The sequence below is a fragment of the Rivularia sp. UHCC 0363 genome (assembly GCF_034931125.1).
In the GTDB taxonomy this organism is placed as follows: Bacteria; Cyanobacteriota; Cyanobacteriia; order Cyanobacteriales; family Nostocaceae; genus Rivularia.
The window spans coordinates 34,056-52,245 of the sequence record NZ_JAYGHM010000031.1 but is presented as its reverse complement, the minus strand read 5'-3'; the positions used below and the strand labels follow the sequence as shown (position 1 = coordinate 52,245).

The window sequence follows — 18,190 nt, the reverse complement described above, 5'->3', positions numbered from 1 at the left end:
AATTGTCCGGTAGTATTCGCGAACTGTCTGGTAGTGCGAGCTTCTAGCTCGCTAATTGATACGAGCGACCAAGATGGTCGCACTACGAATACATTACCCCTCATAACTTATGTGGTGGAATACTAAGAAACTTTTTCCTATTCCCTATTCCCTATTCCCTATCTATTAGTTAATTTTGCTCAAATACTTATGAGTTTTGTTATAGCACTATTAATCTAACTACTAATAGCTAATAATTGCCTAAATTATCAATCATGACTAAAGTCATAGCTGTATATATGACTTTCTCCATATATTCTTATTTACGTATTAGTGACTTTTTACTCATGCGAGTACCGAGATTTAAATTTTATGATGGTGACATCGAACAAAACAAACCCACAAATTCTCAGATGAAACTCAAAAAATTATCTTTCTTAGCCGGTGCGATCGCTTTAACTTTAACTGCAATCCCTTTCGCTGCTCAAGCTGACATTAGTCCTTCCTCTCCCGTTATCGTTGCTCAAGGTAAAAAGGAAGGTGGATGGAAGAAATTAAATTTGACTGACGCACAAAAAGCTCAGATGCAGGAAATCAAAAAAAGCTCTCGTGCTGAAATGGAAAGAATTTTGACTCCCGAACAGCTACAAAAATTGCAAGCAGCAAAAACAAGCGGAGAGAAAAAAGGCGGAGTATGGAAATCTTTAAATCTAACTGACGCTCAAAAAGCTGAACTTAAAAAAGTGAGAGAATCGCAAAAAGCTCAATTTGAAGCGATTCTAACTCCCGAACAAAAAGCTCAAATTCAGCAAATGAAAGAAATGCGCCAGAATCGTCGCGGAAACCGTACTCAACCCGCTAGCTAATTTATTCAAATTTTCCTCAAATATCTTTTTATACATTTAGTTCCTGCCATGCTCCTTGAAGAAAGAGGGATTCGACACTCCCTTTTTCTTTTTTTTGTTAAAATTTTGCTAAGGTAGGAAAAAACTAAGGTAGAAAATCTGATTTATCTCGGATTATACTCATGGGCTTAGGGCAATGAGTTTCTATAATAGTTACATGAAAAATGATAAATCCACGAGGCATTTAATGAAGCTTAAAAAATTATCTCTCTTCGCTGGTGCGATCGCCGTAGCTTTTAGTATCACTCCCTTAGCTGCAAACGCCCAAGTGAATTCCAATAATGCACCAAAAATTTCTCAAGCTCGTCCTCAAAGTGCCCCAGAGTTAAAGCTATCTCAACAGCAAATCAACAAAATCAATCAAATTCGCTCCAGCACTCGTGACAAGATTCAGAACGTTCTGACCAAAGAGCAACGTCAACAAATCCAAAGTGATTTACAAGCAGGCAAACAACCACAACAAGTTTTTGCGTCTATCCAGTTTACCAAGCAACAGGAAGCCCAACTACAAACTATTATGGTGGGTTCGCAAAAAGAAATGGAAGGAGTCTTAGATGCACAGCAGAAGAAGACATTAGAAGCATGGCGAGCCGCTCAACGTAGCCAAACACAGAAAAAGTAAGTAAATAATCTATTTGGATAGCAGCATCGGAGGTGGGCAAAGTTGTCCACCTTTATTTATATTGGGCATTGGGCATTGGGAATTAGTTACAACCAGGGAGCTTGCGGAGCGAACACTATAAATGGTCTTATAACTCTTAACTCTTAACTCTTAACTCCTAACTCCTAACTCTTAACTCCTAACTCTTAACTCTTAACTCCTAACTCTTATTCCCTACTCCCTTAACGCTGGACAGGAGTGTGATATGAACTTTAAAAGAAATTGCATAATCGCCGTTTTCCTTTTGGTAGGCTTAACTAACTCAAGCTGTAATGCATTAGCACTGCCTATTTTAGATAACAAAATTATTTCTCAAGCTCAACCCGAACTCCAAAATTCAAAGATAATTCACGTTATTAACCGTCTTAGCTTCGGTGCAACTCCCGGTGATGTGGAAAAAGTCCGAAAAATTGGCATAGATAAATATATCCAACAGCAGTTGACACCTAAATCAATACCTGAACCACAAACCTTACAAAATCAATCTCAACTTGAAACTCTGCGCTTAACTCCCGTACAACTTTATTCTCAATACAGCGTCGATCGCCTACCAAAACCTACCCCCGAAATGAGGAAAGAAAGGCGGAAAAAACAAAGATTAATCGGCGAACAAGCTATCAAAGCGCGATTGCTGCGAGCTACACAGAGCGATCGCCAACTGCAAGAGGTAATGGTAGATTTTTGGTACAACCACTTCAATGTCTATCAAGATAAAGGACTTACTAGTTTATGGGTAGGTGCTTACGAACAACAAGCAATTAGACCTCATGTTTTTGGTAAATTTCGCGATTTATTAGGTGCAACCGCTCGTCATCCGGCAATGTTGTTTTATCTGGATAACTGGCAAAATACCGCCCCGAATAATCGTCCCAAAGGTAGATTCAAGGGCTTAAATGAAAACTACGCTCGCGAATTAATGGAACTCCATACTTTGGGCGTTGATGGCGGCTACACTCAAGAAGATGTGATTACCTTAGCTAAAATATTTACTGGTTGGGGCTTTCGTCGTCCTGGTCCAAAATTAGAAAACGGTTACGATTTTTACTTTAATTCCCAGCGTCACGATTCCACTCATAAAATTTTCTTAGGTCAACAAATCAAAGGCAGTGGGATCGCAGAAGGTGAACAAGCCCTAGATATCTTGGTAAAACATCCCGCGACAGCCCGCCACATCAGCTACAAATTAGCTCAGTACTTTGTCGCAGACGAACCACCAAAATCGTTAGTAGACAAATTAGCAAAACGCTTTTTAACAACAGATGGCGATATTCGCAGCGTACTAGAAACCCTGTTTCAAAGTTCCGAGTTTTGGGATGCAAAATATTACAGCACAAAATTTAAAACACCGTATCAATACGTAATTTCTAGCCTTAGAGCCACCGAAACACCAATTAACGATTTCCCCAGAATCAACAGCATACTGCACAGAATGGGAATGCCTTTATACGGTAATCCCAGCCCAGATGGATATAAAAACACTCAAGAAGCTTGGTTAAATCCCAATGGGATGAATTGGCGCTTAAGTTTTGCCACCACAATCGGCACGGGAGGATTAAAAAACCAAAACAATAAAAACCAAGCCCCTCGTGCAAATACAGTCATAGATGACACCAAATTAGCAAACATCCTCGGTAACAACTTTTCTGCCAAAACTCAAGAAGTCTTAAACAGCAGTCACCCAAAACAACGCGCTGTGATTATTTTAGGTAGTCCAGAATTTATGTATCGATAAACAGTTAATAAATTTTAGATTGGTAATTGGTAATTGGTAATTGGTAATTGGTAATTGTAAATGGGGAGTAGCAAGTGAATTATTCTTCCCCTTGTCCCCCCATCCCCCCATCTCCCCATCCCCCCATCTCCTTGTCCTCTTTTCTCCCCCTCCCTTTCGCCATGAAACGCCGTAAATTTATCCAACAAGCCGGTATTTCTGCTTCAAGTTTAATTGCGGCGATCGCGACTAATGCTTTGGTTAGTAGAAGTATTGCAGCTAATCCCAACTCGAAACGTTTGATAGTGATTTTTCTGCGCGGTGCAGTTGATGGACTTAATGTAGTGGTACCTTATACCGAAACCGCTTACTATCAAGCCAGACAGAGAATTGCCATTCCTCAACCAGATAAACCAGGTGGTGTATTAGATTTGGATGGAAAATTTGGACTGCATCCTAGTCTTACAGCTTTAATGCCTTTGTGGAAGCAGAAAAATTTGGCATTCGTTCACGCTTGCGGTTCCCCAGAATCTACCCGTTCCCATTTTGACGCTCAAGAATACATGGAAACTGGTACTCCAGGTAAAAATACTAAAGATGGTTGGATGAATCGTCTTTTAACTTTAATGACCGTAGAAAATAATCCGATCCAAGCTGTAAACGTCGGTTATGATATTCCTCGAATTTTAGCTGGAAATGCTCCTGTAGCAACTATCCCCACTGGTAGCATTACTCAACGCTTGCCTATAGATAATCCCCAGTTAGCAACAGCTTTCGATAAATTATACAGCGGTAATGATGCTCTGAGTAAAACATATCGCGAAGCACGTCAAGCCCGTGCAGCCTTAATGGAATCCGATGTGGAGATGCAAATGGCGAATAACGGCGCACCTCTACCTAAAGGTTTCGCCAAAGATGCCCAACGTTTAGCAAGGTTAATGGTGCGCGATTCTAGAATTGAACTGGCATTTCTAGCTTTAGGTGGTTGGGATACTCACATCAATCAAGGCAATTCCAAAGGACAACTAGCTCAGCGCTTGCAAGGATTAGGCGACGGTTTAGCGATTTTACAGAAAGAATTAGGAGAGGTATACAAAAATACGAACATAATCGTAATATCCGAATTTGGTCGTACAGTCAAAGAAAACGGTAATGGTGGAACCGACCACGGACACGGTAACGTGATGTGGTTATTAGGAGGTAACATTCGCGGCGGTCAAGTTTACGGTACCTTCCCCGGTTTATCTAATAATCAACTCCACGAAGGAAGAGATTTAGTCGTAACAACTGACTTTAGAGACGTAATTGCTACCGTTTTACAGCGTCACATGAACTTAGAACAAGCAAAAATCAGTCAAATATTTCCAAATTATACGCAAAATCAACAGCTACCAGTAGTTAATTGATCACTAAGCAGTAACCAATTAATATATCTTTCCCCTTGTCCCCCCATCTCCCTTTCCCCTCCCCCTGCATATCGTAACTGCTACAGATTCCGCTAAGATAATTAAGCAAACGTGAACCGTAACAAAATAGGGAAACTCCGGTGTAATTCCGGGGCTGTGCCGCAACTGTAAAGGGATTTTAGATTTTAGATTTTAGATTTTAGATTTTAGATTGATAATAATCCAAAATCCGCAATCCAAAATCCAAAATTGCCCAAGCCAGAACACCTATTTGTCGCTCGCTCACTTTATTTCCTGCGTCGCACGGGAAAGGGGCTTTGTAAAAACAATGCAAATTATCGATAACTCGAATTTAAACCAACTGGAATACCTGAATCTACAAAATCTGCAATTACCTCCTTTACCAATGAAGCGTCCTTTGCTGATGATTGGACATGGTACAAGAGACGAACAAGGGAAACAGGCTTTATTAGATTTTGCTAGCGCTTACCAAGCTTTAGACAATTCTCGTCCGGTATTACCTTGTTTTTTGGAATTAACTGGTCCCACAATTCAAGAAGGTGTGGATGAATGCGTCAAAAACGGTTACACGGAACTTTCCGCGTTACCAATTTTACTTTTTGCCGCACGGCATAACAAATTTGATGTTACCAACGAATTAGACCGAGCTAGAGTTAGATATCCCGAATTAAAATTCCATTACGGCAGGCATTTCGGAATTACACCCGCACTGGTCGAACTGTGGCGCGATCGCCTAGCCGAACTCGACAAACCCGAACACAATCCCCAACAAATTTCCCGTCAAGATACTGTACTTTTGTTTGTCGGTAGAGGTTCGAGCGACCCCGACGCAAACGGTGATATATTCAAATTAGCTCGAATTATTTGGGAAGGTAGCGGCTATTCCACCGTTGAAACCTGCTTTATCGGCATTACGCACCCTAGATTAGAAGAAGGCTTCCAACGCGCTCGTTTATATCAACCCAAACGGATCATTGTGTTGCCATACTTCCTGTTTATGGGTACTCTAATGAAAAAAATCTTCAACATTACAGCCCAACAGCAAGAGCAATATCCGGATATTTCCATTAGTGCTTTACCAGAAATTGGTTTGCAGCCAGAATTATTAACAGTACTACGGGAGCGAGAAATAGAAACTCAACTCGGAGAAGTGAAGATGAATTGTGAAATGTGTAAATTTCGCACTGCCGCTGTATCGGATAATAGCGGACACGGACATTCTCACGATGACCCTCACCACCATCATCACGACCATTCACACTCACCCGTAGACCCTTACGCAGATATCGATAGCTATCATCAAAGAATTTGGCAAGTGCCATAGGAAAGTCAAAATTATTTGGCGGTTGAAACCGCAGCTACAGAGGCAAAACCCGCCTGCGCGGGTTGTAAAATTTAATTTTATTATTAGTCCACGCAGGTGGTGAGAGCAGCCCTGTGCGGAGGTTCTCTCCGTTGAGGGGACTGCCGTTAGCGGAGCTAGGCGTTATGTAGACGCGATTTCAACCGCCGGGTAAAAATTAAATTAAACTTCTCAAAATTCCCAAAATCTTACCTAATTGACTGATAAAATATTCATTCAAATCTATTTCTATAACTTGACCTTTAAGCGCTAAAAATTTCCAATTTGTTCCAGTCGTTACGACACCATAAATGGTAGAAATTTCTTTACCTTTTCTTTGGTTAAATATTTGAGCAGCGATCATTTCTGCCATACATTGTCCGAGTCCAGATTGGATATTGTCGTTTTTTGCTTCTACTAAGGTTACTACAGGTGCTTCTATAACTAATTGTTCTGGAGAAAGACTAATTAAAAAATCGCAAAAACCATTTAAACCTTGAGTTGGTTCAACACTAAACTCTTTCCCAGAAAAGATACTTATTTGCGAAGATAATTGTTTTTTTATTTCTACCAATATTGGCATTATAATTAGTTCGGAACGTGCTTTTTCCGTATTGATTGCCAATGCTAAAGGAAGATATTCTTGAAAAGATTGGGCTAAAAAATTGCTGTATTCTATTTCTGGGACATCAGCAAAAATACCAAATTTTTCAGAAATAGTAATACCAAAGTTTGTTTTAATTTCCTCTATAGTAAATTGACTGTACGGCATATAATTAATTTCACCGATATATATGTTTATTAAATTTATTGAAACAGACGAACAAGATAACCTTATCAGGACTTAGCGAAAAGGCATATTTCTTGTAGGGGAGGCGGTTGAGGGGGCGTAGATAATATCCCCTATTATTGCCGTTGCTGTGACACTTTGACTAATTTTTAACGTAATAATGAGGTTGTGGTGTCACGCACCAACATAATGCTTGTGACAATTGCGGCCATTCCTGCTTATATAACTTTTACATATATTTTAGGATGAAAAAGAAATAGTTAGGAATGAGGAATGAGAAGTTAGGAATTATGTTCTTCCCATCACCTCTAACCCATCTTTCTTAATCGATCAAGTCCATCTTTTGTAAAAAAACTGGTAAAGGTAATGAAAGACTTTTTGCAACATCCGCTAATTCACTTAACTTAACTGCATCTCCTTGTCCGTCGCGCAGGAACCAAATTACAATGCTGCTGACACCCGATTTTTGCTGTAAAGTTTGCCAGTTAGGAATACCTGCTCCTTCCATCAATTCTAAAAGCATCATATCTTTGGAATTTCCGGTAGCATAAATTGTCGCGAAGAGAAAACGCAAACAGGCAATTATTCCACCGAAAACTAAAATAACAGCCAGCAATCCGTAAACAAGATACAAGCTATCAAAAATCATAAACAAAAATAATCTTATTTTTACTGCTTTCTCCGTACTATAAAACTCCAAGCAGAATTTTGAAAGCATACTCACACTCAAAAGCCTGTTTTACCGAAATTCTGAAGATTTGAGACAAGATAAAACATTCGATTTAAACTGTTTAGTAATAAATTCCCTATTCTCAATCTACTATGTCTCAAGAATTCGCTATTGGTAGTAAAGTCCGCGTGGTAGCGCTACCACTTTATATCAAAACTGCTGAGCCCATGCCCATGCTGCGTCCTCCTGATATCATTCATGTAGGAGAAGAAGGTATTGTTCTTGACCGTCGTCCCGGAGGATACTGGGGTATCCGTTTCGCTAATGGCTCGTTTCTGTTGGATAGCCAGTATTTGGAATCCGTAGAAACTCATACTCAACCAAAACCATCTAGTGAAGAGGCTTAGAAATGTAGATCAAATAGACTGCAAAAGTAGTGCCGCGCACAACTAAATTGGTGGAATAGATTTTGTTGTAGTGCAAGCTTCTAGCTCGCTGATAAGGACGGATCTCAAGCGTATCCCACAAGAGTTCCTATCGCACTAATTTAGCTGTGTGACGACACAAAATTTGTACTAATTTTTCATCCTAATCAATTATTAAATCTAAATGCAGCTACTCTACGAATAATTGTAAACTTAATTTAAGTAGTTATTCGTACTATACATACACATGAGCCGCCGCAATTTTTTCAGCGTATTATTTGCCAGTTGTTTTGTATTTTTGGGATGGTTGAATTTTACTCCTGCTGCGAATGCAATGGGTGGTACGCTTCCGTCACTCAATCAACCCGCACCAGAATTTACCTTACCAACTAACACCGGGGATGGAGAAATCTCTCTTTCCGACTATCGCGGGAAATGGGTAGTACTTTACTTTTATCCCAAGGATTTTACCTCCGGTTGCACTATAGAAGCGCGTCGTTTTCAAGAAGACTTACCAAAATACTTAGAAAACAATACCGAAATAATTGGTGTGAGTGCGGATGATATTGATTCTCACGCCGAATTTTGCGATTCTGAAGGTTTAAAGTTTCCTTTGCTAGCCGATACAACTGGAAAGGTAAGTAAAAGTTACGGTTCTTGGATGAACTTTTTTTCTATGCGTCACAGTTTTATTATTGACCCCGACGGGGTTTTACGAGAAACCTTTGTAAAAGTAAATCCAATAGTTCATTCTCAAGAAGTAATGGCACGACTTAAGGATTTACAGCAAACAATTTCCTCTTAATTACCTTTATCTGCTCGATATAAATTAAAACATCGCGAGACGTTGCAATGCAACGTCTCTACATTATTATTTAGATATATTACCAATTCATAATCCAAAATGGCATCAACTTTGACCTCTAACCTTTGACCTGTATTACATTTATTCCGACAACTTTTAGTAAAATAAGCTAAAAATAGAATTAGCAAGGCGATAATTTTCAGCATAATTTTCAGCGAGGCTAAATATGGATTTTGAGCGCGAAGTCCCGGTTGAAAAAACTACCGAAGAATTAGAATTTGCCGATCCAGATTATCCTCGCAAACCTTTTAAAATATTGCGAAATACCGAAGCTTTTCTGCGTCGTCCAACTGTTGCAGCATTAGTACCAATTTTACCGTCCAAGTTAAGCGAAAATTTGCAAGAAGCGAACGATATTGCGGAAGATTCGCTCGAAGTATTAGCAGAAATAGACTTAAGTAAAATTAACGATTGGGAGTTGCGTCCTTTTCGGATGCGGATTGCTTTAAGTTTTGTCGGGTTCAGTTCTTTAACAATACTTATTCTGGCGCTTTTCTTAACTACGCTACACCCAGAAATGAGTCCAACTCAACAAATTGGTACATATTGGGGTGAGTATATTTGGTTCGTTTGTTTGGGAGTCGCGGGAATGTTTCTCTTAGGTAGAGAAGCAATGCGTCCTATTAATAAGCGAAATTTAGATGATGACTGGTAAATCAATTTTGGATTTTGGATTACCCTACGGGAAGACGCTTTCGCGTCAATGGATTTTGGAGTTGGAACTTATACCAATTCTATATGAGGTCGCGCCAAATCGCCCTCACTCTGGAAGAGTGGGGCTACATAAACAAAGCCCACCTTCGCGTTGCTCAATTCGGCGCATCTTATAAAGAAATGGTATTAGGAGTTAGGAGTTAAGAGTTATGAATTATAAATCATGAGCGATCCGTTACTAATATAAAATTTAAAGTTTAAATATATTTATCCAATTACCAATTACCAATTCCAAGTTATGAATCATGATGCTTTTATTGTTCGACCTGGTGCAAAGATTTCTTTAAAAAAAGATTACGATACGACTTTTACTACTGATTTTCATGATAAAGGTGATGCAAAAATAAAACTAGAAAAGGATATTGAACGATTGGCGAAATACCAAAATGTTCTGTATGCTCAAAATACTTACGCTCTATTAATTATCTTTCAAGCAATGGATGCTGCCGGTAAAGATAGTACAATTAAACACGTTATGTCTGGTATCAATCCTCAAGGTTGTCAGGTATTTAGTTTTAAACAACCATCTTCAGAAGAATTAGACCATGATTATTTATGGCGTAGTGTGAAAGCTTTACCGGAAAGAGGACGAATCGGTATTTTTAATCGTTCATATTATGAAGAAGTTTTGATCGCACGGGTGCATCCAGAGTTACTTGAAAAGCAACAATTACCCAAATCTGTAATGGGTAATCATATCTGGAAACAGCGTTTTGAAGAGATAAATAATTTTGAGAAATATTTGGTAAACAATGGAATCATCGTGATTAAGTTTTTTCTTAATGTATCAAAGGAAGAACAGAAAAAACGCTTTATGGAACGCATAGAATTACCGGAAAAAAACTGGAAGTTCTCAACGAGTGATGTCCAAGAACGCGCTCATTGGGATGACTATATGAATGCTTACGAAGATGTTTTTCGTCACACTAGCTCTGAATTGGCTCCTTGGTACATTATTCCTGCCGACCACAAGTGGTTTACTCGTATGGTGGTAGCGAATATTATTTGTTCTAAGTTAAAAGAACTTAAATTAAATTATCCGACCGTTACAGAAGAACATTACTCGAATATCTTACAGGCAAAGGAAATCTTGGAAGCGGAAGTTTAACACTAAATAATTATCAATTATCAACGATCAATTTTGGATTTATATAGTATAATTGTACTAAATAAATGAATAGAGGCAGGAAAATGAAATGCAGGCAATTAGTAATATTTTAGAGCAGACGCAACTATCTTGAGGCATTAGTTTAATGAAAGTTTAAGCTACTTTCTTATATAGAATGTTGATATTTATACTACATTTGGATGATGTTGTGAGGACTACACTTCGGTGTAAGCTTGTTGAAAGTTGAATATTTGAGATAATTACACAAATAGCTTCTAATTATGTCGATTATTGCTCTGAGAGCGTGGTATATCGAAAAGTATGAGCCGATTCCAGAATTGGAAAAACGTTCACCAGACATTCGTATCAGTAAAAAAAGTCTGTTGAAGTCGGCTTTAAGAGCAGATTTTTTAGAAGATAGCGACGAAGTAAAAAATTCAACTTGGTTTCGCCGCTATCTGGAAGGGGACGAGATAGAATTTTATGTTGAAGGTAGTGGTGGTTATTGTGTAGCCAACATCGATCTAATTAGCCATGAGATTTATTTCACCAAGCAAGCTTTACTAGCTCAATTGGAACCAACGATTTTTTTAAGTTACCAGAATGAGTATCCCGAAGCTAGCGATGCTTTACGGGAGGGATTGCTTGATAGTTTAGATAAATTAAATTTGCGATCGCGACTTCCCCTGAAGCTGATCGAGTCAATTCGTCCCAAAGATGCACCGATGCGGTTAGGAAGCAGTATGATGCGAAAAATTCGTAGGAGTCTGTTGTTTATTGCAGATGCGACACCCATTTCCATAATTGATAGCGGTAAGGAAAAACCTTTGTTGCTTCCTAGTACTAATACCTGTATTGAACTCGGTTACGCGATTCAAAGCAAACGTACCGAACAAATATTGCTAGCACAAATGCAGCGTGAGGATAAGAATGGAGAGTTTCCCTTTGATTTAAGTACAACCCAAATAATGCAATTCAAAGATAGTAAAGAATTAAATAATATCTTGCCGCAGACAGTTGAAAATATTTTAGCAAGGTTTAGATTATTTTTTTGAATGAAATGTAACCGAGCGGGAATGTGGTGCGTTAAGAACTGCGGCACTTAACACCCTACAATACCTAATATTTAGTATGTAAATAAAAATCTTATGATTATAATATTTAGTGTATTTTTACATTTCCGCGTAACCTTGAATATTCTCAGGGTCAAAAGAACGTAATATATTAGTTGCTTCTTTAACTAATGCTTCGGTACCTTCAAATAGAATCAAATACTTCCCAGCATTCAAGCGATCGCGATAAAGTAAAGCATCTCCACTCCCTACTGTCAGTCCTACACTATTACCGACAAAAAAAGCACCTAATATACCGGAAGCCGCTCCTAATAAGCCCCCGATAACTGGATTCAAAACACCAACATTGGGAATTATTTCGATATTTGTCAACATATTGAAACCATAACCAGCAGCAAATCCGAAAGCAATAAGCCAGTAATTAAGACGCTGTACGTTGTTTTTTGCTTGTTTCTTTGGGTTAATTAGTCCATATTCATCGGCATTTTTGTAACCATCACCCAAGATACTAATTTGTTTGGTGGGTAAACCTGCTTTTTCTAGAGCAGTATAAGCTCCTTCCCCTTGTATTCGGTTTGAATAAACTGCAATTAGATAATTCATCTGAATAATATAATTTCCAAATGTAGTCCAAAGATATTAATACACGAGAATAGAATTAGGTACAACAAATAACTTATTTTTTTATACATTAAATGCTTTTGCGATCGCGATTTATATTTTTTATTCCCAAGCTATTTAAATGAGATAATTGAAAACAGGAATCATTCCGATTTATCCGATTGTTACGATTAGTATAAAACTTAGTAAGAGCGTTGACCTAGAAAACCTTGCTAAAAACGAGACTTTGATCGTACTTATGTAGTATTTTTGGTGAAAAGTCGTATGGTGGTTTTCTGCTATGAAACAGCTCCTCAACCACTTCTTGAGTTGGCAAAAAAATATCGCGAAGCTGATTCTATCGCTAGCGATAATGATATTCGTTTCTTCTGTGTTTACGGTACCCGCTTTAGCCACGGGTGTATACAACATACCAAACCTGACTTCAGATACTTGGATTGTAGATGAAGCAGATTTAATCAGCCGTTTTAATGAAGGTAAAATCAGTACTGCCTTCGATGAATTGGCTAAGCAGACCGGAAACGAAGTCAGAATAGTAACTATTCGTCGTTTAGATTATGGGGAAACTCCTGAGAGTTTTACCAAAGCCCTATTTGAAAAATGGTTTCCAACAAAAGAAGCACAAGCAAATCAAACTTTGTTAACAATTGACTCCGTAACCAACGGAACCGCCATTATTACCGGCGATCGAGTCAAATCTATTATGTCTGATGATATCGCCCAAAGTGTAGCATCAGAAACCGTTTTAGTGCCGTTGCGTAAGGGTAACAAATATAATCAAGCATTATTAGACGCACAATCTCGTCTTGTTACCGTACTTTCGGGGGAACCAGATCCGGGACCTCCAGAAGTGACTGACGATGTACAGGTAGAAGGAACCTTCACCAAAGCCGAAGAAACCGATCGAGGAAACGCGACCGCTTGGGTAGTCGGATTACTCATTGCAGCTACCGTAATTCCGATGGCAACATACTATATCTATTTAGTTTTCCAACCATCATCGGAAGGGAATAAGGAATAGTTAGGAGTTAGGAGTTAGGAGTTAGGAGTTATGGGATTTTGGATTTTGGATTTTGGATTAAAAATCTATCTCCCATCTCCCCATCCCCCACTCCCCATCTCCACATCCCCCATGCCTAAATCCTAATCTTGAACATACTCTTGCCCTGTCACCAAAGCAATCTCGGCACGGACAAATTCTCGACCTAGATAAGCAGCGTGGTCAAACATGGTTATCGGACAGGGCTGAGTTTCCTCAAAAATTTTTACAGATAATTCTTTTGCCGTTCTGCCAGAATATAACGTTGTGTGGGTTCGTTCTACTTTTCCTTTAGCGGGAATTACCTTTCCTGTTTCTGGATCGACGGCTAAACCTCGCTCATCAATGATGTTGGTAAAATGTTTGGCGAAAATAAGTCCTTCTTCGCGATCAATATAAATAATAAAATATCCAGCAGGATCTAAATCAATATGTCGTTGAGAAAGCTTGTCATCAATTACTGTTAAATTATCACGTAGATTCATAGTTACTTAAAAAAATTCCTGTCTCACGGGTTATCACACACTTAGAAATAAGTGTAATTCTTTCTCTGGCTTTTTTTAAGGGAATTGGGCATAGGGAAAATTTAAACTCCTAACTCCTAACTCATAACTCCTCATTCTTAACTACAAAAGGAATCTCCTCATTTATTGCTTCAATTTCCTGTTGTTCTAATTGATTTACTTCGCCGATATAGCGGCAGAGTATTTCTCCCAAACGGTTGTTGTAGAAGCGGTGCAGGCTGTAGTTTGGAGTAGCAGGGAAACCGCGACGTTTTTTGTGTCTTCCACCAGCACCTGGGTCAAAGACTTGGATATTATTTTTAATTGCCCATTCAATGGGTGAGTAATAACAAGCGTCAAAATGCAAACAATCTATTTGCTGAAAACTACCCCAATAACGCCCATACATTTTATCGCCTTTATATAAACAAAAAGACATTCCTACGGGTTGACTGTTATCTTGTTCGCTGTAGGCTGCAAAAAACACGACGCGATCGCGATAGTTTTCGTATAGCGATTCAAAAAATCGTTTTGTGAGATATTTACTACCCCACCAACCGAATTTGTCGCAGGTATCGGCGTAAAAATCGTACATCAAACCGAACAAATCTTGAGGAATCTCATCACCAGTGAATGGTTTTAATTCCAAACCAGCTTTGGTAACGGCTTTTCGTTCGCGTTTGATGTTACGACGCTGATTGGCATTAAATACACTTAGGTAGTCATCAAAATTGGTGAAATCTTGATTTTGCCAGACATAGTTGTGGTGCAGCCAAGCTGTAAAACCCTGACGTTCCAAAAGTTGACGAAAATGGTCGTCTACATACAAAAAGTTGCAGCCGCTAATCCGCTGCTTTTTACAGAAAGAATCTATTTCACGGATTAATAAGGAAGTTATTTCGTCCTCATCTTCTCCCGGTGCGATTAAAAATCGATAACCTTCTGCTGGGGTAAAGGGCGACATACCGAGCATTTTGGGGTAATACTGCACCCCAATACGATGAGCTAAATCTGCCCACTGATGGTCAAAGACAAACTCTCCATAGCTATGCCCTTTGATATAGAGTGGAGCAATAGCGATCGGTGTTCTATCTCGCCACAGTGTGAGGTGATTGGGCAACCAACCACTTTGTGCAGTAGCGCTCTGAGAAGCTTCGAGATTGTTCAACCAATCCCACTCAAAAAAAGGAGTCTGAAGCGGTATAGCCAAAGCATTCCAAGCAACGGAGGGTACTTCGGCAACACTGTTAATCCAAATGAAAGAATAACTAGGCTTAATTTTTTCCACCATGGTCGTCGAATACACAAAACTTAGCAAAAGCTTTATTAAGCGTAATCTAATCTGGGAATTGTTGCAGGCAATAATGAAGAAATACTTCTTGGTTTTCGGTACGAACTTCCATCAACTGTAATTTTGGAGCCACTTGGGCTAAAAATCCCGAACCTCCCACTGGTGTAGGAGCATCTTCACCACCCAAAATTAAAGGACAGACAGTCAGCCAAATTTCGTCAACAAGATTTAATTTAAAAAGATTCCCTACCAGTGTTCCGCCACCTAAAACCCCTAACTGTGCTATACCCAAAATAGTTAGGTGTTGCAGGGCTGCACGAATGTCAACTGTTGCTGCGGGTGTTTCAAATACCAATATACGTTTAAATTCCGGTCTCGATCGCCAAAACTTCGCTCCTGTAGCAGTTGAAACTAACCAGCGTTCAACTGGCTGTTGAAAGAAGCGTAGATCTGGATTAAACTTACCGGAATTAGAAATAACTATATGAATGGGCTGGGGTGGCTTACCATTGTGTTTTCGATGTTTTAATAATTCAGGATGCGATACAGTTAGAGTCGTACCGTAAGCACGTAAAGTCTCAGCACCGAATAAAACAGCATCCCTCGCGGCAACTTGCGTTTCTAGATGTGCTTTATCGGTAATCGATCCGAATCTAGCACTTGAACGGGAAACGTCTGCTATCTTACCATCCGCACTCATTGCTAAAACCACTGTGGTGTAAGGTCGCGATCGCTGTGTCATCAAATTTATAGATATTAGGGATATTGATATTTTAGGGCTGCTAATACCAATACATAGAGATTGTGGTTGAAAGTTGTAAAAGACCTATCGAATCGGTATTTACTTTTTAACAAACAATTATCAATAACCAAAATCTAAAAAACTGTATTTTTATGATAAAAGTTTGTATCTACCGCTTCTTTTTAGTTTGCAGCAATTTAATAACTTGATTATTGGGATTAGTAAACTTAATAATAGAAGTAGATTGTCTTGTTAAATAAGTTTTATTTTGCTGTTTTGGTTCGCAGATGCTTATCAGAGAATGCCAATGGAGAATCTTCGTCAATCATCATTTCGCCGAATTTTAGTATCAAAGATATTACTGTTATCAGTACCAATCTTATTGATAGGTGAATTTGTCGTCTATAAAAAAGCACGTTCTACCTTAATAGAAAGTGCGCGTCAGAATTTGACCGAAAGCGCCATTGTCAAAGGAGAAAATATTGTAAATACGATCGATCTGCTCCGAAGCAACTTACTAATTGCATCCCAAACAACGGTTTTGCAATCGGGTCAGCCTGAGTTAGTCAAACAATTTGTAACTCAGCTATCCCAAGAATTGCCCCGACAAATAAAATGCATTCTATTGACAAATCCTTACAGCGGTAAAGTTATTGCTGGAAATTGTGGGGAAAAAGTAATTAGTTTGAATGATTCATCATTCGATCAAAAGAAAGTTAAAATTGAACCTATTTTACCGAAAAATTTGCAGATAAATAGTGTTGATCGGTCTTTAAAGTTAGAGCTTAACTCGTCTTCTCCTGTTTACGATACTCAAGGTAAATTACGTTATACCTTAAGTATGCAGTCGCAAATACTGCACGAAGAAATTAGAAATAATCCAAGTTTTTTAACAGGTTCTACAGTTGTAATTGCCGAAAACGGCACAATTTTGGCACACCCAATTTTTCAACGGGTAGGTACAAATATTGCGGAACACGCAGATGGTAAAGAACTACAAAAGATCGTAAAAAATGCGGTATCCGGACGCAAAGATTCTGTAAATTTATTCTTTGAAAAACAAGGAGAACAACTACTTGCTGGATATACAGCTATTAACAGCCCAGTTGACAATGGTGAGCAAAAATGGATAATTTTAGCTGTTACCAGTTTGGATAATGCTTTGTATGGTTTGAAGGAAATCAAGCTAATTCTGTTTGTTTTGACAATTGGGTTGATTGGTGCGACTTTATTAGCATCGCTGTATGTGGCTCGTTATTTAGCGCGTCCTGTAGAACAGCTACGCGATTATGCTCTGAATCTTCATTCTCACCATACTTCTTCCCCAGTTCCCCATAATTTCAATATTCGGGAATTTAATCAACTAGCGCAAGCATTAGACCAGATGGTTGAAAGACTCAAAGCATGGGCTGAAGAGTTAGAGATTGCTTGGAAAGACGCAAAAACCGCCAATCAAAGCAAAAGTCACTTTTTGGCTACAACTTCTCATGAGTTGAGGAACCCCTTAAACGTGATCATTAACTCCATACGCTTGGTTCGAGATGATTTGTGCGACGATAGAGAAGAGGAAAAAGAGTTTCTCAAACGTGCTGATGAAACCGCAATTCATCTGTTGGGTATTATTAACGATTTACTTGATATTTCTAAAATAGAAGCGGGTAAGCTTTCTGTTGTAATCAAACCAATCGACCTGTGCAAAGCGATCGACGACGTAATTATTCAACAATCGATCAATATTCAGCAAAAGGGTTTGCAGTTAAATGCTCCCGCATTGAACGAGCAAATTCGAGTTAATGCGGATATCGCTAAATTTAAGCAAGTATTAATCAACGTAATTGGTAACGCAACAAAGTTTACCGATACGGGAAGCATTACTATAACCACAGAGATTCAAGAACATAATAGTAAATACTGGGTGAGTGTTGCAGTTATTGACACGGGTATAGGGATCGATAGCGAACAGCAGCAAAAACTGTTTCGTCCCTTCGTGATGGTGGATGGTAACAATACACGACAGTACAACGGTACGGGATTAGGACTAGCAATTTCGCGCAACTTAATCGAATTAATGGGAGGGACGATAAATCTTGAAAGTCCGGGAATGAATCAAGGTACAACTGTAAAAATTACTTTACCTTTGATTGATAGCGAACATCCATTTGTAACCTCTACTAAAATCGATTCTGGAAAGCAGATGAGCGAGAATAAGAAATTACCACAAGTTACTTTATAGGGCAATTCGAGTTAGAAATGACTGGGATGCAAATTTTTCCAGGTAGAAAACAACATATAAAATGAATTTTATATTGTTAATGCAAGGGCAG

At 38.8% G+C, this 18,190-nt stretch carries 18 protein-coding genes and 1 riboswitch; of the genes, 12 read left to right on the top strand and 6 right to left on the bottom strand.

The window, feature by feature from the left end; translation table 11 throughout:
- The first annotated feature begins 254 nt into the window (after positions 1-254).
- From VB797_RS18390 to VB797_RS18370, 5 genes are all read left to right on the top strand, one after another.
- The gene (locus VB797_RS18390) at positions 255-845 is read left to right on the top strand and encodes a P pilus assembly/Cpx signaling pathway, periplasmic inhibitor/zinc-resistance associated protein (protein WP_323239171.1); all 591 of its coding nucleotides are present in this window, start codon (positions 255-257) and stop codon (positions 843-845) included.
- A 226-nt stretch (positions 846-1,071) separates the two neighbouring features.
- Positions 1,072-1,506: a hypothetical protein gene (locus tag VB797_RS18385; RefSeq protein WP_323239170.1), complete on the top strand. Its 435-nt coding sequence runs from the start codon at positions 1,072-1,074 to the stop codon at positions 1,504-1,506.
- Positions 1,507-1,750: 244 nt separating this feature from the next.
- Positions 1,751-3,277: a DUF1800 domain-containing protein gene (locus VB797_RS18380; protein WP_323239169.1), complete on the top strand. Its 1,527-nt coding sequence runs from the start codon at positions 1,751-1,753 to the stop codon at positions 3,275-3,277.
- A 161-nt stretch (positions 3,278-3,438) separates the two neighbouring features.
- On the top strand, positions 3,439-4,662 hold the full coding sequence (locus VB797_RS18375) for a DUF1501 domain-containing protein (protein WP_323239168.1): 1,224 nt from the start codon (positions 3,439-3,441) through the stop codon (positions 4,660-4,662).
- Positions 4,663-4,729: 67 nt separating this feature from the next.
- A riboswitch (cobalamin riboswitch) is annotated at positions 4,730-4,952 on the top strand.
- Positions 4,953-4,990: 38 nt separating this feature from the next.
- Positions 4,991-6,007, top strand: a complete 1,017-nt coding sequence (locus tag VB797_RS18370; protein ID WP_323239167.1) for a sirohydrochlorin chelatase — start codon at positions 4,991-4,993, stop codon at positions 6,005-6,007.
- Between the two features lie 196 nt (positions 6,008-6,203).
- On the opposite strand, the gene VB797_RS18365 is transcribed toward VB797_RS18370, so the two are convergent.
- Together VB797_RS18365 and VB797_RS18360 are read right to left on the bottom strand one after the other, a co-directional pair.
- Positions 6,204-6,797 carry a hypothetical protein gene (locus VB797_RS18365; protein WP_323239166.1) on the bottom strand — a complete coding sequence of 198 codons (594 nt, stop codon included), beginning with the start codon at positions 6,795-6,797 and terminating at the stop codon, positions 6,204-6,206.
- Between the two features lie 340 nt (positions 6,798-7,137).
- Positions 7,138-7,464: a hypothetical protein gene (locus tag VB797_RS18360; protein WP_323239165.1), complete on the bottom strand. Its 327-nt coding sequence runs from the start codon at positions 7,462-7,464 to the stop codon at positions 7,138-7,140.
- Positions 7,465-7,637: 173 nt separating this feature from the next.
- On the opposite strand from VB797_RS18360, the gene sipA reads away from it, so the two are divergent.
- The 5 genes from sipA to VB797_RS18335 all read left to right on the top strand — a co-directional run bounded on the left by sipA (position 7,638) and on the right by VB797_RS18335 (position 11,652).
- Positions 7,638-7,892, top strand: a complete 255-nt coding sequence (gene sipA, locus VB797_RS18355) for a regulatory protein SipA (RefSeq protein ID WP_323239164.1) — start codon at positions 7,638-7,640, stop codon at positions 7,890-7,892.
- A 265-nt stretch (positions 7,893-8,157) separates the two neighbouring features.
- Positions 8,158-8,715: a peroxiredoxin gene (locus VB797_RS18350; RefSeq protein ID WP_323239163.1), complete on the top strand. Its 558-nt coding sequence runs from the start codon at positions 8,158-8,160 to the stop codon at positions 8,713-8,715.
- Positions 8,716-8,941: 226 nt separating this feature from the next.
- On the top strand, positions 8,942-9,430 hold the full coding sequence (locus tag VB797_RS18345; protein ID WP_323239162.1) for a hypothetical protein: 489 nt from the start codon (positions 8,942-8,944) through the stop codon (positions 9,428-9,430).
- A gap of 297 nt (positions 9,431-9,727) precedes the next feature.
- Entirely contained in the window at positions 9,728-10,597 is an 870-nt protein-coding gene (locus tag VB797_RS18340; RefSeq protein ID WP_323239161.1) for a polyphosphate kinase 2 family protein, read from the top strand.
- Between the two features lie 281 nt (positions 10,598-10,878).
- A complete protein-coding gene (locus VB797_RS18335) occupies positions 10,879-11,652 on the top strand; it encodes a hypothetical protein (protein ID WP_323239160.1) in 774 nt (257 codons plus the stop codon).
- A 117-nt stretch (positions 11,653-11,769) separates the two neighbouring features.
- Here the strand turns inward: VB797_RS18335 and VB797_RS18330 are convergent, their stop codons facing one another.
- Positions 11,770-12,273 carry a hypothetical protein gene (locus tag VB797_RS18330; RefSeq protein ID WP_323239159.1) on the bottom strand — a complete coding sequence of 168 codons (504 nt, stop codon included), beginning with the start codon at positions 12,271-12,273 and terminating at the stop codon, positions 11,770-11,772.
- Positions 12,274-12,571: 298 nt separating this feature from the next.
- On the opposite strand from VB797_RS18330, the gene psb32 reads away from it, so the two are divergent.
- Complete coding sequence (psb32, locus tag VB797_RS18325) at positions 12,572-13,312, top strand: photosystem II repair protein Psb32 (RefSeq protein ID WP_323239158.1); 741 nt, start codon at positions 12,572-12,574, stop codon at positions 13,310-13,312.
- A gap of 122 nt (positions 13,313-13,434) precedes the next feature.
- On the opposite strand, the gene VB797_RS18320 is transcribed toward psb32, so the two are convergent.
- The 3 genes from VB797_RS18320 to VB797_RS18310 all read right to left on the bottom strand — a co-directional run bounded on the left by VB797_RS18320 (position 13,435) and on the right by VB797_RS18310 (position 15,866).
- Positions 13,435-13,815: a DUF4346 domain-containing protein gene (locus tag VB797_RS18320; RefSeq protein WP_323239157.1), complete on the bottom strand. Its 381-nt coding sequence runs from the start codon at positions 13,813-13,815 to the stop codon at positions 13,435-13,437.
- Positions 13,816-13,936: 121 nt separating this feature from the next.
- On the bottom strand, positions 13,937-15,124 hold the full coding sequence (locus tag VB797_RS18315; RefSeq protein WP_323239156.1) for a GNAT family N-acetyltransferase: 1,188 nt from the start codon (positions 15,122-15,124) through the stop codon (positions 13,937-13,939).
- A gap of 46 nt (positions 15,125-15,170) precedes the next feature.
- On the bottom strand, positions 15,171-15,866 hold the full coding sequence (locus tag VB797_RS18310; RefSeq protein WP_323239155.1) for a RibD family protein: 696 nt from the start codon (positions 15,864-15,866) through the stop codon (positions 15,171-15,173).
- Positions 15,867-16,173: 307 nt separating this feature from the next.
- Here VB797_RS18310 and VB797_RS18305 point away from each other — a divergent pair, with 307 nt between their 5' ends.
- Entirely contained in the window at positions 16,174-18,099 is a 1,926-nt protein-coding gene (locus VB797_RS18305; RefSeq protein ID WP_323239154.1) for a sensor histidine kinase, read from the top strand.
- The last annotated feature ends 91 nt before the right edge of the window (positions 18,100-18,190 follow it).